Annotated in this window: 12 protein-coding genes and 1 pseudogene; 9 read left to right on the top strand and 4 right to left on the bottom strand. The window is 71.3% G+C overall.

Annotation, left to right across the window (positions count from 1 at the left end):
• The 4 genes from AC3ETA_RS46820 to AC3ETA_RS46805 all read left to right on the top strand — a co-directional run.
• The coding region (locus AC3ETA_RS46820) for an alpha-glucosidase C-terminal domain-containing protein (RefSeq protein ID WP_432199005.1) at window positions 1–634 on the top strand (634 nt) is incomplete at its 5' end.
• A gap of 41 nt (window positions 635–675) precedes the next feature.
• The gene (locus AC3ETA_RS46815) at window positions 676–2037 is read left to right on the top strand and encodes a maltokinase N-terminal cap-like domain-containing protein (protein WP_432199004.1); all 1362 of its coding nucleotides are present in this window, start codon (window positions 676–678) and stop codon (window positions 2035–2037) included.
• A gap of 5 nt (window positions 2038–2042) precedes the next feature.
• Entirely contained in the window at window positions 2043–4259 is a 2217-nt protein-coding gene (gene glgB / locus AC3ETA_RS46810; RefSeq protein WP_432199003.1) for a 1,4-alpha-glucan branching enzyme, read from the top strand.
• A gap of 115 nt (window positions 4260–4374) precedes the next feature.
• A complete protein-coding gene (locus tag AC3ETA_RS46805; protein ID WP_432199002.1) occupies window positions 4375–6279 on the top strand; it encodes an AMP-dependent synthetase/ligase in 1905 nt (634 codons plus the stop codon).
• Window positions 6280–6294: 15 nt separating this feature from the next.
• Here the strand turns inward: AC3ETA_RS46805 and AC3ETA_RS46800 are convergent, their stop codons facing one another.
• Together AC3ETA_RS46800 and AC3ETA_RS46795 are read right to left on the bottom strand one after the other, a co-directional pair.
• Complete coding sequence (locus AC3ETA_RS46800) at window positions 6295–6822, bottom strand: fibronectin type III domain-containing protein (protein ID WP_432199001.1); 528 nt, start codon at window positions 6820–6822, stop codon at window positions 6295–6297.
• Window positions 6823–6856: 34 nt separating this feature from the next.
• On the bottom strand, window positions 6857–7459 hold the full coding sequence (locus tag AC3ETA_RS46795) for a hypothetical protein (RefSeq protein WP_432199000.1): 603 nt from the start codon (window positions 7457–7459) through the stop codon (window positions 6857–6859).
• 316 nt (window positions 7460–7775) lie between these two features.
• On the opposite strand from AC3ETA_RS46795, the gene AC3ETA_RS46790 reads away from it, so the two are divergent.
• From AC3ETA_RS46790 to AC3ETA_RS46775, 4 genes are all read left to right on the top strand, one after another.
• Window positions 7776–9161: an NAD(P)/FAD-dependent oxidoreductase gene (locus AC3ETA_RS46790; RefSeq protein ID WP_432198999.1), complete on the top strand. Its 1386-nt coding sequence runs from the start codon at window positions 7776–7778 to the stop codon at window positions 9159–9161.
• Between the two features lie 70 nt (window positions 9162–9231).
• Entirely contained in the window at window positions 9232–11475 is a 2244-nt protein-coding gene (locus tag AC3ETA_RS46785; protein ID WP_432198998.1) for an FUSC family protein, read from the top strand.
• A 51-nt stretch (window positions 11476–11526) separates the two neighbouring features.
• Complete coding sequence (locus tag AC3ETA_RS46780; RefSeq protein WP_432198997.1) at window positions 11527–11748, top strand: hypothetical protein; 222 nt, start codon at window positions 11527–11529, stop codon at window positions 11746–11748.
• 301 nt (window positions 11749–12049) lie between these two features.
• Window positions 12050–12505, top strand: a complete 456-nt coding sequence (locus AC3ETA_RS46775; RefSeq protein WP_432198996.1) for a cyclic nucleotide-binding domain-containing protein — start codon at window positions 12050–12052, stop codon at window positions 12503–12505.
• 4 nt (window positions 12506–12509) lie between these two features.
• On the opposite strand, the pseudogene AC3ETA_RS46770 reads toward AC3ETA_RS46775, so the two are convergent.
• Together AC3ETA_RS46770 and AC3ETA_RS46765 are read right to left on the bottom strand one after the other, a co-directional pair.
• A pseudogene (locus AC3ETA_RS46770) lies at window positions 12510–12848 on the bottom strand (MFS transporter); the annotation flags it as partial.
• A 78-nt stretch (window positions 12849–12926) separates the two neighbouring features.
• Window positions 12927–13541: a LysE/ArgO family amino acid transporter gene (locus tag AC3ETA_RS46765; protein WP_432198995.1), complete on the bottom strand. Its 615-nt coding sequence runs from the start codon at window positions 13539–13541 to the stop codon at window positions 12927–12929.
• Window positions 13542–13607: 66 nt separating this feature from the next.
• Here AC3ETA_RS46765 and AC3ETA_RS46760 point away from each other — a divergent pair.
• Window positions 13608–14515, top strand: a 908-nt coding sequence (locus AC3ETA_RS46760; RefSeq protein ID WP_432198994.1) for a LysR family transcriptional regulator ArgP, incomplete at its 3' end; no start/stop codon positions are given.

Here is a 14515-nt window from a genome sequence, read left to right as displayed (position 1 = left end):
CAGGCGCCTCGCCCCGCTCCTCGACAACGACCGTCACTCGATCGAACTGTTCACGGCCCTTTTGCTGTCCCTGCCGGGCAGCCCGATCCTCTATTACGGCGACGAGATCGGCATGGGCGACAACATCTGGCTCGGCGACCGCGACGCCGTCCGCACCCCCATGCAGTGGACCCCGGACCGCAACGCCGGCTTCTCCACCTGCGACCCCGGACGGCTCTGCCTGCCGACCATCATGGACCCGGTCTACGGCTACCAGGTGACCAACGTCGAGGCGTCCATGGCGTCCCCGTCGTCACTGCTGCACTGGACCCGCCGCATGATCGAGATCCGCAAGCAGAACCCGGCGTTCGGCCTCGGCACCTACACCGAACTCCAGTCGTCGAACCCGGCGGTCCTCGCCTTCCTGCGCGAGTACGAGGACGACCTGGTGCTGTGCGTGCACAACTTCGCCCGCTTCGCACAGCCCACCGAGCTCGACCTGCGCGAGTTCAGCGGACGCCACCCGGTCGAGCTGTTCGGCGGGGTCCGATTCCCGGCCATCGGCGAACTGCCGTATCTGCTGACCCTCGGGGGCCACGGCTTCTACTGGTTCCGGCTCACCCGAGTCGCATCCCGCATCGGCAGACGAACTTGAGCGTGAGCTTCGAGCGTGTGCCGAGGAAAGGACGCGTCACCATGCAGAAGACCGCATCTCCCCGACCCACCCGTACCGTCGACGCGAGCCCGATGGCCTCGCTGGCCGGGCTGCTGCGCGAGTGGCTGCCACGCCAGCGCTGGTTCGCGGGCAAGGACCGGCCCGTCACCGACCTCGCGCTGCTGTCGATGACGGAGCTGTTCCCGGGCTGTCTGCATCTGCTGGTGCACGCCGGTCACTCGGCGGTGCCGTCACCCGGCGGCGCGCCCCCGGCCGGCGACTGCTACCAGCTGCTGATCGGCGTACGGCAGCATCTGTCGCCACGCCTGGGGAAGGCGCTCATCGGCCGGGCGGAGGAAGGTCCGCTCGCCGGTCTGACCGTCTTCGACGCGCTTCAGGACCCCCGCTGCGCCCAGCTGCTCCTGGACCGGCTGCGGCACCCCGGCACGGCGGGTCCGCTGCGCTTCGAGGGTGACCCGTCGGTGCCGGTGCCGGCCGGGCTCGTGCCGCGGCTGCTGGACGCCGAGCAGTCCAACTCCTCGCTGGTGTACGGCGAAGCGTTCATCCTGAAGCTGTTCCGGCGCATCCAGCCCGGCGTCAATCCCGACCTGGAGCTGTCCGGTGCGCTGGCCCGGGAGGGCTGCGGTCGGGTACCGGCTCCGGTGGCCTGGTTCCGCACGACGCACCCGTGGGAGGCGACGCTCGGCGTGCTCCAGCCGTTCCTGCGGGACGCCTCCGACGGCTGGACGCTGGGGCTCGGCGCGCTGGCCTCGGGTGACGACTTCACCGCGGAGGCCCGTCAGCTGGGGCAGGCGACAGCCGAGGTGCACCTGGCGCTGGCGTCGGCGTTCCCCTCCCGGGCACACGCCGAGAACAGCAGGACGGCCGCGGAGATGACCGAGCGCCTGGAGCTCGCGGCGCACTTCGTCCCCGCGCTCCAGCCCTATGTCCCCGGGCTGCGCACCGCCTTCGGCACCCTCGCCGCCTGCGATCCCGGGCCGCCCGCCCAGCGCATCCACGGCGACCTGCACCTCGGTCAGGTGCTGCGGGCCGGCCGGGAGTGGTTCGTCATCGACTTCGAGGGCGAGCCGTCCCGCCCGCTGGCCGAGCGGCGTGGTGTGCACTCCCCGGTGCGGGACATCGCCGGCATGCTGCGCTCCTTCGACTACGCCGCCCGCCAGCGCCGGCCGTGGCGGCCGGAGTGGGCGCGCCGCTGCCGAGAGGCCTTCTGCGCGGGCTACGCGGCCCGTGCCGGCTGGGACCCGCGCACGAAGCACGGGCTGCTCCGTGCCTACGAGACCGACCGCGCCGTGTACGAGGTGCTGTACGAGGCCCGGCACCGACCCGACTGGTTGCCCGTACCGATGGCGGCGATCGAACGCCTCGCCGTGAGAGGAGCCTGACCCCCATGGCCCTGCACGAGACCTCGCGGCCCGAGCCGGCCGGACCCGGCCGGCCCGCCACCGCGCCCGCCCTCGATACGGCCGAGCGTGAGCGCCTGTTGTCGGGCGCCCACCACGATCCGCACGCGCTCCTCGGGGCACATCCGGTCCCCGGCGGGATCGCGTTCCGGGCGCTCCGTCCGTTCGCGCGTGCGGTGAGCGTCGTGGTCGGCGGCGAGCGCACCGCGCTGGTCTCGGAGGGCGGCGGTCTGTTCTCCGGCGTACTGGCGCTGGACGCGATCCCCGCGTACACCCTGCTGGTGTCCTACGCCGAGGACGGGTCGGACGAGCGGGAGGTCCACGACCCGTACCGCTTCCTGCCCGCCCTCGGCGAGTTCGACCTGCACCTCATCCGCGAGGGGCGGCACGAGGAGCTGTGGAAGGCGCTCGGCGCCGAGCCCATGACCCATCAGGGCGTGGCCGGCACCCGCTTCACCGTGTGGGCGCCGAACGCTCGGGGAGTGCGGGTCGCCGGGGACTTCACCTGCTGGGACGGGACGGCGTTCCCGATGCGGTCGCTCGGTGCGTCCGGGGTGTGGGAGCTGTTCCTGCCCGGCATCGGCGAGGGCACCCGGTACAAGTTCGAGATCACCTCCCGGCACGGCCACCGCTTCCTCAAGGCGGACCCGATGGCACGCCGCGCGGAGGTCCCGCCGGACACGGCGTCGATCGTGCACGCCTCGCACCACGAGTGGGGCGACGAGCAGTGGATGGCGCACCGGAGCGACGTGCCGGTGCACCAGGCCCCCTTCTCGGTGTACGAGGTCCACCTGCCGTCCTGGCGGCCGGGCCTGACGTACCGCGAACTCGCCGAGGAGCTGCCCGCCTACGTCAACTACCTGGGCTTCACGCACGTCGAGTTCATGCCGGTCGCGCAGCATCCGTTCGCCGGTTCCTGGGGCTACCAGGTCACCGGCTTCTACGCGCCGGCCTCGCGGCTCGGCACGCCCGACGACTTCAAGTACCTGGTGGACGCCCTGCACCGGGCCGGCATCGGGGTGATCGTGGACTGGGTGCCGGCGCACTTCCCGAAGGACGACTGGGCGCTGAGCCGGTTCGACGGGGAGCCGCTGTACGAGCCCGGGGACTCACGGCGGGCCGAGCATCCGGACTGGGGGACGTACGAGTTCGACTACGGGCGCACGGAGGTGCGCAACTTCCTCGTCGCCAACGCCACGTACTGGTGCGAGGAGTTCCACATCGACGGGCTGCGGGTGGACGCCGTCGCCTCCATGCTCTATCTCGACTACTCACGGGACTCGGAACAGTGGACGCCGAACGAGTTCGGCGGGCGCGAGGACCTGGCCGCGATGGCGTTCCTCCAGGAGATGAACGCGACGGTGTACCGGCGCAACCCCGGGGTCGTCACGATCGCGGAGGAGTCGACCGCCTGGGACGGGGTGACCCGGCCGACCGACAGCGGCGGGCTCGGCTTCGGGCTGAAGTGGAACATGGGCTGGATGCACGACTCGCTCCAGTACATCTCCAAGGAGCCGGTGCACCGCAAGTACCACCACAACGAGATGACCTTCTCGATGGTGTACGCGTACAGCGAGAACTACGTGCTGCCCATCTCCCACGACGAGGTCGTGCACGGCAAGCAGGCGCTGGTGTCCAAGATGCCGGGCGACTGGTGGCAGCGTCGCGCCAACCACCGTGCATATCTGGGCTTCATGTGGGCGCATCCGGGCAAACAGCTGCTCTTCATGGGGCAGGAGTTCGCACAGGGCGCCGAGTGGTCGGAGGCGCATGGTCCGGAGTGGTGGCTGCTCGATCCCGGGTACGCGTCGGCCGGCGACCACGAGGGCGTGCGGGATCTGGTCGCGGATCTGAACGCGCGCTACCGGGCGACGCCGGCCCTGTGGGAGCGGGACACCGACCCGGGCGGGTTCCGGTGGGTGCTCGGTGACGCCGGCGACGACAACGTCTTCGCCTTCCTGCGGTTCGGTGCCGACGGCACCCCGCTGCTCGCCGTCAGCAACTTCTCCCCCGTGGTCCGTCACGACTACCGGCTCGCGGTGCCGGACTCGGTGATCGCCTGGCACGAGGCCCTCAACACCGACGCCGCGCGCTTCGGCGGGAGCGACGTCACCAACCCCGGTCCCGTCAAGCCGGAGGACGGGCACATCAGCCTGACACTGCCTCCGCTGGCCACGCTCTGGCTGCTGCCTGAACGGATGTGACGCCGGAGTTCTCCGTTCCCGACACCATCCGGTCCCGGCTGGGCTAGATTCGGGCAGCGCCGATAACGGAACTCATCGGCGACGTCACACCCGGTACACATCTGGAGCAGTGCACATGCGCGACCTCGGCCTCGCTCCCCCCAGCGTCACGCCCATGACCGGCGGGCTCGCCGACAGCGTCTTCGAGACGGCGGCCGTCAATCCGACATTGCCGATGCTCGCGCGCCGCCCCGATCCCTCCTCCACCGTGTGGGAGGAGGTGACGGCCGTGGAACTGCGCGACGAAGTGGCCGATCTCGCCAAGGGGCTGGTCGCGTCCGGCATCTCACCGGGCCACCGGGTGGCCATCATGGCGCGCACCCGGTACGAGTGGACGGTGCTCAGCTACGCGCTGTGGACGGTCGGCGCCGAGGTGGTCCCGATCTATCCGACGGCGTCGCGCGACCAGGTCGAGTGGATCCTGCGGGACGCCGAGTGCGTGGGCGTGGTCGTCGAGGACGAGCAGGCGGTCATGACCGTCGGCTCCGTGTGCGGATCGCTGCCGCGGCTGCGGCACGTCTGGCAGCTGGACGCGGGAGGGCTCGCGCAGCTCGCGGAGCGCGGTGAGTTCGTCCCGTTCACCACGGTCGAGTCGCTGCGCCGCATCGTGCTGCCGGACTCCACCTCGGTCGTCGCCTACACGTCCGGCACGACGGGCCATCCCCTGGGCTGCGCGCTCTCCCACCGGAATCTGGCGGCCCCCTGCGACACGCTCCTCGCAGGCTGGGGCCACAAGGTGGTGCCACCGGGCGGCCAGGCGTCCGTCCTCGCCTTCCTGCCCTTCTCCCATGTGTACGGCCTGCTGCTCCAGACCCTGTGCATCCGCGGCGGCATGATGATGGGGCACGAGCCCGACCTGCGCGAGGAGGCGCTGTCGGCCGCCCTGCGCAGTTTCAAGCCGACCTATTTCTGTGCCGTGCCGTCGATCTTCGAGAAGATCTACAAGAACGCGCTGCGCGTGGCTCAGCAGGCGGGCCGGGGTGCCCTGTTCGAGCGGGCCGCCGACACCGCGCGGGACTTCGCGGCGGCCCTGGAACGGCAGCGGCTGGGCGGCGGCCCGGGGCCCGGTTTCGATCTACGGCTGCAACACGCCCTGTACGAGCGGACGGTGTACCGCAAGTTCCGCGGCGCGCTGGGCGGCCGGGTGATGCTGGGGACGTCCGGCGGCTCCTCCTTGAACCGTGAGCTCTCCCTCTTCTACGAGGGCGTCGGCATCTATGTGAACGACGGGTACGGGCTCACCGAGACCAGCGGCGGCGTCACCGCGCAGCCGCTGGGCCGGGAGATGTCGGGGACGGTCGGGCAGGCGCTGCCGGGCGTGGACATCCGGGTGGCCGACGACGGGGAGATCCTGGTGCGCGGGGCGTCGGTGTTCCAGGGATATGTCAACGACGACGCCTCGACGCGGGCGGCGCTGCGCGGCGGCTGGCTGGCGACCGGGGATCTGGGGCGGCTGGACTCCGACGGCTATCTGACGATCACGGGGCGCAAGAAGGACGTCATCGTCACGAGCAGCGGCAAGAGCGTCTCGCCGGCGCTCCTGGAGCAGCGGCTGAGGATGCATCCACTGGTCCACCAGGCGGTGGTCGTGGGTGACAACCAGCCCTGTGTCGGGGCCCTGATCACTCTGGACCCCGACTTCCTCGCCTACTGGCGCGAGTCCCTCGCCGTGCGCAGCGACGCGCGGATCCGGGAGGCGCGCGAGGAGAACGCGCTGCGCGAGGAGGTGGCCCGGGCCGTGGCCGCCGCCAACAGCGCGGTGTCGCGCCCGGAGTCGATCCGGGTGTTCCGGGTGCTGGCGGAGCCGTTCGACGTGGCCAGTGGTCTGCTGACGCCGTCGATGAAGCTGCGGCGGGACGCGATCGTGCGGCACTACGCGCTTCAGATCGACGCGATGTACCAGGCTCGCTCGCGCGCGCCGCGGGAGCAGTTGTCGGACGAGTTCGCGCACTGGGACGACACGGACAACGTCTTCGGCTGAGCCCGTCCGTTCGTCTCATTCGCCCGTCGTCAGCCGTACGACGTTCGACCGCTCCCCGAGGACGAAGGCGCGGACGCGGTAGGCGGCGTTCTTCTCGTCGGGCAGGGGGACGAAGTCGGTGGCCTCGGTGTCGGGGGCGAGGACGGCGACGGGGTCGAAGCGCTCGCCGTCCTTCCTGCGGATCTCCAGGAGGTAGCCGTCCTCGGCCGGGGAGTCGTCGGTCCAGGTCAGGCGGATGCCGTCCGGCCGCTCGGTCGGGTGCGGCCGGGCGGTGGGACCCCGGTAGGAGGTCAGCCGGTAGTGGAAGGTGGTGCGGGGCATCAGGTCGGGGTGGCGGTAGTCGGTCACCTGGGGCGCGAGGTACTGAAGGACGGTGTACGGCCCGTCCTCGTCGGTCGCGAACTCCAGGACGTGACCTGCGATCCCGGGCCGGTCGTCCCGCCAGGTCAGGTCGATGTCGGTGGGCGCGGTGAGGGCGGCCCGCAGCGGCTGCCGCGGCTCGGCGGCGCAGGCCGGCAGCGCCAGGATCAGCGCTGCCGACACCGCGAGAGGCACCTTTCCTCGCATACGGCCTCCGCTACTTGCGCCAGAAGCGGACGTTGCTCCACTCCACGGTGGCCGTCCCGTTGCCGCTGTTGGTGCGGTAGGCGCCGAACTTGTCGTAGAAGCTGCCGCCGGGGCTCGCGTAGGTGTGCTTCAGCGAGCCGTTGATGTAGGTGCGGTGCTCGGCGCCGACCTGGTGGACGGTGTTGACGCGGACGGTCGCGCCGACGGTTCCGGCGTTGGAGAGCGTGGTGCCGCCGTGCACCGCGTAGAGCCTGCCGCCGCGTTCGACGGCGAGCATGAAGTACGGGCCGGAGCCGGACTCGTGGAAGGTCTGCTTGAGGCTGATCCGCGTGCCACTGAGGCTGCTGATGCGGAAGTAGCCCTCGAACTGGCGTGTTCCGCCGGTGTAGGTGGCATAGCGTCGCTCAGCGCGCTGGTCGCCGCTGGCCGTGGAGCAGGTGAGCCGGAACGTCAGGCCGTCGATCTGGCCGCAGCCCCGCTCCTGTTCGGTGAAGGTCGGTGACACCGACTGCCAGCCCCCGGGCTCGACTTCGGCGGACGCGTGCGGTGCGGCGAGCAGCGACGTGGCGCAGAGTGCCGTGCTGACGGTGAGGGCGCGCAGGCTTGGGCGCATCCTGCCTCCTGTCGGAAGTGGGGGGAACCGCACTTCATAGATTCAGGTACATGAATTGCGATCCCTTATGTGGATGAGCATTACGGAAGTTAGGTCCGGACCAATGACTCGTCAAGAGATCGCGCGGACACGTCTTTCACTTCCGAACCGGTGTGCCCCCGCGCCGGTTGGGGCAAGGTGGCTCACGACGGGTTCATCTGCCTGCCGCACCCGGCTGGCGGAACGACCGGTGGCACGGTGGGATCGAGGCGTGCGAAGCCGCGATCCAGGGGCAGGCGAACGTCGTCGAGGCAGACCGCCTGGAGCCGCAGAAGGGATGATCACCGTGACACGACCCAGGATCCTGGTGGTTGGCGCAGGCTTCGCCGGAGTCGGATGCGTTCGCCGGCTGGAACGCAAACTCTCCCCGGACGAAGCCGAGATCACTTTGGTGACGCCGTCTTCCTACCAGCTCTACCTGCCGCTTCTGCCCCAGGTCGCCTCCGGCGTCCTCACCCCTCAGTCGATCGCGGTGTCTCTGCGCCGCAGCCGCAGGTACCGCACCCGGATCATCCCGGGCGGCGCCATCGGCGTGGACCTCGCGTCGAAGGTCTGCGTCATCCGCACGATCACCGACAAGATCGTCAACGAACCGTACGACTACATCGTGCTGGCCCCCGGCAGCATCACCCGGACCTTCGACATCCCGGGGCTGACCGACCACGCCTACGGCATGAAGACGCTCGCCGAGGCCGCCTACCTGCGCGACCACGTCATCTCGCAGCTGGACCTCGCCGACGCGAGCCAGGATCCGGACGAGCGGGCGGCGCGACTCCAGTTCGTGGTGGTCGGCGGCGGGTACGCCGGCACCGAGACCGCCGCGTGCCTCCAGATGCTCACCCACAACGCGGTCAAGCGGTATCCGCGGCTCGATCCGCATCTGATCAAGTGGCATCTGATCGACATCGCGCCGCGGCTGATGCCCGAACTCGGCGAGAAACTCGGCACCGACGCCCAGGAGATCCTGCGCAAGCGCGGCATCGAGGTCTCCCTGGGCGTGTCCATCGCGAAGGCGGGTCCCGAGGAGGTCACCTTCACCGACGGCCGGGTGATCCCCACCCGCACGCTGATCTGGACCGCCGGTGTCGTCGCCAGCCCGCTGATCGCCACGCTGGGCGCGGAGACGGTCCGCGGCAGGCTCGCGGTCACCGCCGAGATGAACCTGCCCGGGCACGACGGCGTGTTCGCGCTCGGCGACGCCGCCGCGGTGCCGGACACGGCCAAGGACGAGGAGGGCGCCGTCTGCCCGCCCACCGCCCAGCACGCGATGCGCCAGGGCAAGGTCGTCGCCGACAATGTCATCGCGGCGCTGCGCGACCAGCCGCTGCGGCCGTACCGGCACAAGGACCTCGGCCTGGTCGTCGACCTCGGCGGCCGCGACGCCGTCTCCAAGCCGCTCGGCGTGGAGCTGAAGGGCCTGCCCGCGATGGCCGTGGCCCGCGGATATCACTGGTCGGCGCTGCGCACCAACGTCGCCAAGACCCGCGTCATGACGAACTGGCTGCTCAACGCGGTCGCAGGCGATGACTTCGTGCGCACCGGGTTCCTGTCCCGCACCCCCGCCAAGCTGAAGGACTTCGAGTTCGTCCACGCCTATCTGACGCCGGAGCAGCTGCGGGCGCAGGTCGACGGGAAGGACGCCGCCGAAGGGACGGCCGAGTGAGGTGACGGAGTCGGCCGGACCGCGGTGCGCGGTGTGAGCGAGGAGAGGGAGCGGGAGTGAGTACGGCGGCGTGAGGTCAGCGGGAGGGCCGGCCCGAGCGCGGTTGCGCGACCGTGTCGCGGCCTCGGACCCCGGTCTGCTGAGACTGACGGCCGGGCTGCGCACGGCGGGCTCGATCGCCCTCGCGGTCGCCGTGCTCGCGGTGCTCGGCACCGACGTCACGCACCTGGTCGCGGGGGCGCTGGCGGCGATGGTCTCGACGTTCGCCATCCGGGAGAAGCAGCGCGGGCAGCAGGCGATCACGCTCGCGCTGGGCCTGCCGGTGGCGCTGGCGTCCATGACGTCGGCGGCGGCGCTGCACAACAGACTCCTGGCCGGCGACCTGGTCTTCGTCGCGCTCATCTTCTGTGCCGTCTACGGCCGCCGGTTCGGCGACCGGGGCACCGCGCTGGGTCTGATCGGCTTCCAGATCTACTTCGTGTCCCTGTTCGTCGGCGCCTCCGTCGGTGAGTTGCCCGAACTGTTCCGCGCGGTCGCCGTGGCCTTCGGGTGCGGCGCGCTGGTGCGGTTCGTGCTGGTCCCGGAGACGCCGACGGGCGTGCTGGAGCGGCTGCGCGAGGCGTTCCGCGCCCGGCTGGCCCAGTTGCTGTCCGCCCAGCACGAGCTGCTGGACGCCGGTCCCGAAGAGGCCGACCGGGCCCTGGAGCAGGTGCGCGAGGGCACCGCCCGGCTGCACGAGACAGCTCTGCTGATCCAGGGCCGGCTGGAGGGCGGGACCGCCGACGAGCGGGTGGCCGCGCTGGTCCAACGGCGTGTCGCGGATGCGGAGATCGCCGCCGAGCGGCTGGGGCTGTCGCTGCTGCGGGCGCGCGGCGCCGAGCGCGTGGACACCCTCGCCATGCATCTGCCGGGCGCTCCCGTCCCGTCCGGCGGGCGGCAACCGGTCAAGGACGAGGCGACCGAGACACTGCGCCGGGACCTCGAAGCGCTGCGGGTGCTCGTGCTGCGCCCCGTCGAACAGGCCGCCGGCCCCTCGGTCGCTCAGCTGCGCAACCGGCTCCTCGGATACCGCGAAGAGGAGAACCTGCCGGTCGCGTCACCCGCGGTGCAGGACGTCTTCAGGGCCATCGGCGAGGCCGCCCGTGCGGTCCTCGGCCTGCGGACCGCGCTCGGCGGGGCCCGGGACGAGTCGGACGACAGCCCGGCGACCGCCCGCTCGCGCGAGGAACTGGACGCCGAGGACGCGGTGCTCGACGCCGACGAGGAGACCCCCGCCGAGGAGGCGACGGGGCTGCGGCGGCCCACCACGCGTGCCGCGGTGCAGGTCGCCGTGGGGTCGACGCTGGCCATCGTCGGCGGCGAGCTGCTGTCCCGAGACCGCTGGTACTGGGCGGTGCTGACCTGCTGGATCGTGTTCCTCAACACCGCGTCCACGGGCGAGATCCTGGTCAAGGGCTACCGCCGGCTGCTGGGGACCGTGCTCGGCGTCCTGGCCGGCATCGTGCTGGCGGGCGCGGTCGGGCACAACACCTGGACGGCGTTCGCGCTGGTGCTGCTGTTCGTGTTCGCGATGTTCTACTCGGCGCCGCTGTCGTACACGGCCGTGTCCTTCTTCGTCACCGCGGCGCTGGGCCTGCTCTACACCCTGCTGCACACCTACAGCCTGTCGGTGCTGGTGCTGCGCATCGAGGAGACGGCTCTCGGCGCGGCCTGCGGGGTGATCGCGGCGGCGTTCGTGCTGCCGGTGCGGACGGACCGCCGGACGAACGAGCTGCTCGCGACCGTGCTGGAGCGGCTCGGCGACGTCACCCGCAGCGCCGTCGACCAGCTCAGCGGCGAACCGCCCAGAGAACTGCTCGACGAGGCGCGCGAGCTCGACCAGGCACTGGCAGACCTGCGCGCCGCCACCAAGCCGCTCACCCATCCGGTCACGCCGCTACGGGCCCGCCGGGAGACCGCCCGCTATGTCGTCGCGCTGCTGGAGACGTGCGCGTTCCACGCCCGTTCGCTGGCGGCCACCGCCGAGCTGCTGCCCACTCACCCCTCGATCGCGGCCGACCCCAGGCTGCGCCGGGCCGCCTCGCGCATCGAGCACAACCTGGAGGCGATCGGCGCCCATGTCGCTGACGAGCACTCCGGCGCCGGGATCGAGACCGGCCCGAGCATCGCCTCGCTCCTCGGCCCGACCACGCCCGGCATCCCGCGCTACGGCCGGATCACCGACCGTGTCCTGCGGCATCTGCAACGCCTCGACGAGGGCGTGACGGGCCTGGCCCGGCCCCTGGGGGTACCCGTGAAGGCACCGGACGGATGACCGGGCGACACGGGACCGCACATCGGGGCGATTCGCGGGTACGCGGTTGTCATGATTGATGTCGTGGACTCGGACGAACTGCTGCGACGGATGCAACGAGCCCGGGCCAGTGCCCGGCAGGAGGAGCGTTCCTGGCGGATGCGGAGCGAGCAGCTGAGGTCGACGGACCCCGAGGGGGCTCGTGACGCCGCCGTTCGGACGCTTGCGTACGAGACGGTGATCATGGTGCTGGACGAGATCCTGACCCCTGGCAGGCACTCCGAACAGGGCTGAAATCCGGGCCCGAGTGAAACAGGTCACGTGACCCGGTCTCGGTTACGCGGAATCCGCCAAGATGGTTTACGGTTCATCCATACGTGGTCACGGGGTCGATCGAATCAGTCCCCCGCGAACCCCGCATACGGCCCTGGCTGGCTTCCCCCGTCCAGCCAGGGCTTTTTCATGCCCTCAGCGACCCGCCCCACGGTCCTCGGCCGAAACCGCGCTCCGCCGAGGTGCTCAGCGCGGCGGCACGGGCTGAAATGGACGCAGGGAAAGCACCGGAACCTCAGTCCTCGGCGAGGAGCCCTGTGTCATGACCAAAGCGATCAAACTGCTCACCGCCCTTCCCCCGCCGCAGCGCCAGCGCCTGATGTCGCTCGCCCGGGAGGTCTCCTTCCCGGAGGACGCCCGGATCTTCGAGGCGGGCGGCACGGCCGACCGCTTCTGGGTCATCCGCTCGGGCGCCGTCTCTCTCGACCAGCGCGTGACGTCCCTGCAGCGGGTCACCGTCGCGAGCCTCGGCGCCGGTGATCTCCTCGGCTGGTCCTGGCTGTTCCCGCCGTACCGGTGGGACTTCGGCGCGGAGGCGTTCAGCCCGGTGCGCGCCTACGAGTTCGAGGCGGAGGCGGTGCTGCGGCTGTGCGAGGAGGACACCCAACTCGGGCTGTCGCTGGTGCGGTACGTCGCCGAAATCCTCGCGCACCGGCTGGAGATGACCCGGGGCAAGCTGATGGAGCAGTACGGGCAGCACCGGCGCGGTGTGCTCTGAGCCGTCAGACGCGGTAGCGGCGCAGGGCGGGCAGCGCGGCGGCCAGGCCCAGCATGAGGACGACGACCAGCAGACCGCCGCCCACGGTGGCCGGGCGTGGTCCGAAGGCCGAGCCCGCCGTGCCGTGCAGGACATCGGCGAGGCGCGGGCCGCCCGCGACGACGACCGTGAACACACCCTGCATCCGGCCGCGCATCTCGTCGCCGGCGACGGACAGCAGGATCACCCCGCGGAAGACCATCGAGACCATGTCGGCGACCCCGGCGAGGGCCAGGAAGAGCACCGCGAGCCACAGACTGTCGCTGAGCCCGAAGGCGGTGATGGCCGCGCCCCAGGCGACGACCCACCTATCGGGAACCAGGGATCACTATGGCACCAGCGGTCGAGCATCCGGGACGGGTGGTCTCAGGTTTCGGACGCCTCACGCGCCCACGACGAGGCTCGCGCCGAGGGCGATCATCGTCGCGGCGACCAGTCCGTCCAGCACGCGCCAGGCCATCGGCTTGGCGAGGTGGCGGCTCAGCAGCCGCGCGCCGAAGCCGAGCGCGGCGAACCAGACCAGGCTGGCGAACGCGGCACCGAGGCCGAACGTCCAGCGCAGCGGGCCGCGGTCGGCGGCGACCGTGCCGAGCAGGAAGACGGTGTCGAGGTAGACGTGCGGGTTGAGCCACGTCATGGCGAGGCAGGTCAGCACCGCCCGCCGCCGTGACCCCGCCGCGTCGCCGTCGGCTCGCAGGGCGCCGCCGGGCCTGAAGACCCGACGGGCGGCGAGCGCGCCGTAGCCGAGGAGGAACAGTCCGCCGACCCAGGCGACCACCGTCAGCACCCCGGGCCAGGCCACGACCACCGCGCCGACGCCGGCCACTCCCAGGGTGATCAGGAGCGCGTCGGACAGGGCGCAGATGCCGACGACGGCGAGGACGGCGTCGCGGCGGATCCCCTGGCGCAGGACGAAGGCGTTCTGCGCGCCGATGGCGACGATCAGGGAGAGGCCGGTCCCGAATCCGGCGGCCGCGGTGGTCAAGGCGTTTGTCATGCCCTTCACGGTAGGGAGACGATCTCCTGGCGTACAGCTAAAGATTCTTACGTATCCTTAGCTCTCGTGAAGTCAGAGCTGACCGAGCTTCCCCTCGACCAGGTGCGGACGCTGCTCGCGGTGGTGGACGAGGGCACCTTCGACGCGGCCGCCGCGGCGCTGCACGTGACGCCGTCGGCGGTGAGCCAGCGGGTGAAGGCGCTGGAGCAGCGCACGGGGCGGGTGCTGCTGGTGCGCACCAAACCGGTACGGCCGACCGAGTCGGGCGAGGTCGTCGTGCGGTTCGCCCGTCAGCTGGCCCGGCTGGAGCGCGACGCGCGCGCCGAGCTGGGGCTGAGCGGGGCCGGGGAGGCGACGCGGGTGTCGGTCGCCGTCAACGCCGACTCCCTGGCGACCTGGTTCCTGGCGGTGCTCGAGCGGGTATCCCAGGAGCCGCGGCTCTGCTTCGAGCTGCGGCGGGAGGACGAGAGCCGGACGGCGACGCTCCTGCGGGAGGGGCTGGTGATGGCCGCGGTGACGTCCTCGCCGGACGCGGTGGCGGGCTGTTCCGTGCGGCCGCTGGGCCGGATGCGGTATCTGGCCGCGGCGAGCCCGGAGTTCGCCGAACGGCACCTCGGCGGCTCACTGCGGGAGGCGCTGGCGCGGGCGCCGGTGATGGCCTTCGACCGCAGCGACGATCTCCAGGACGCGTTCGTCCGCAGACTGCTGCATTCCCGCACCGGTGCGAGTGCCGTACGGCACCACGTGCCCACCTCGGAGGGTTTCCTAGCGTCCGTGGTCGCCGGACTGGGCTGGGGCCTGATCCCCGAGACACAGGCGGAGCCGTTCCTGGCGGACGGCCGACTGGTGCGACTCGCGCCTGACCGCCCGGTCGACGTCCCGCTGTACTGGCAGCAGTGGAAGCTGGACTCACCGGCGCTGATCTCCGTGACGGAGGCGGTGACGGCGGCGGCCGCGGAGGCGCTGCGCCGCTA

Source organism: Streptomyces sp. bgisy027 (assembly GCF_057710365.1).
This window is presented reverse-complemented; position numbering and strand designations above follow the sequence as displayed.

What these genes read in the sequence shown, in the direction of transcription:
- AC3ETA_RS46780 (WP_432198997.1), top strand. Translation starts at nt 11,527, where the DNA reads ATGATTGATGTCGTGGACTCGGACGAACTGCTGCGACGGATGCAACGA.
- AC3ETA_RS46805 (WP_432199002.1), top strand. Translation starts at nt 4,375, where the DNA reads ATGCGCGACCTCGGCCTCGCTCCCCCCAGCGTCACGCCCATGACCGGC.
- glgB (WP_432199003.1), top strand. Translation starts at nt 2,043, where the DNA reads ATGGCCCTGCACGAGACCTCGCGGCCCGAGCCGGCCGGACCCGGCCGG.
- AC3ETA_RS46775 (WP_432198996.1), top strand. Translation starts at nt 12,050, where the DNA reads ATGACCAAAGCGATCAAACTGCTCACCGCCCTTCCCCCGCCGCAGCGC.
- AC3ETA_RS46815 (WP_432199004.1), top strand. Translation starts at nt 676, where the DNA reads ATGCAGAAGACCGCATCTCCCCGACCCACCCGTACCGTCGACGCGAGC.
- AC3ETA_RS46765 (WP_432198995.1), bottom strand. Translation starts at nt 13,541, where the DNA reads ATGACAAACGCCTTGACCACCGCGGCCGCCGGATTCGGGACCGGCCTC.
- AC3ETA_RS46790 (WP_432198999.1), top strand. Translation starts at nt 7,776, where the DNA reads ATGATCACCGTGACACGACCCAGGATCCTGGTGGTTGGCGCAGGCTTC.
- AC3ETA_RS46795 (WP_432199000.1), bottom strand. Translation starts at nt 7,459, where the DNA reads ATGCGCCCAAGCCTGCGCGCCCTCACCGTCAGCACGGCACTCTGCGCC.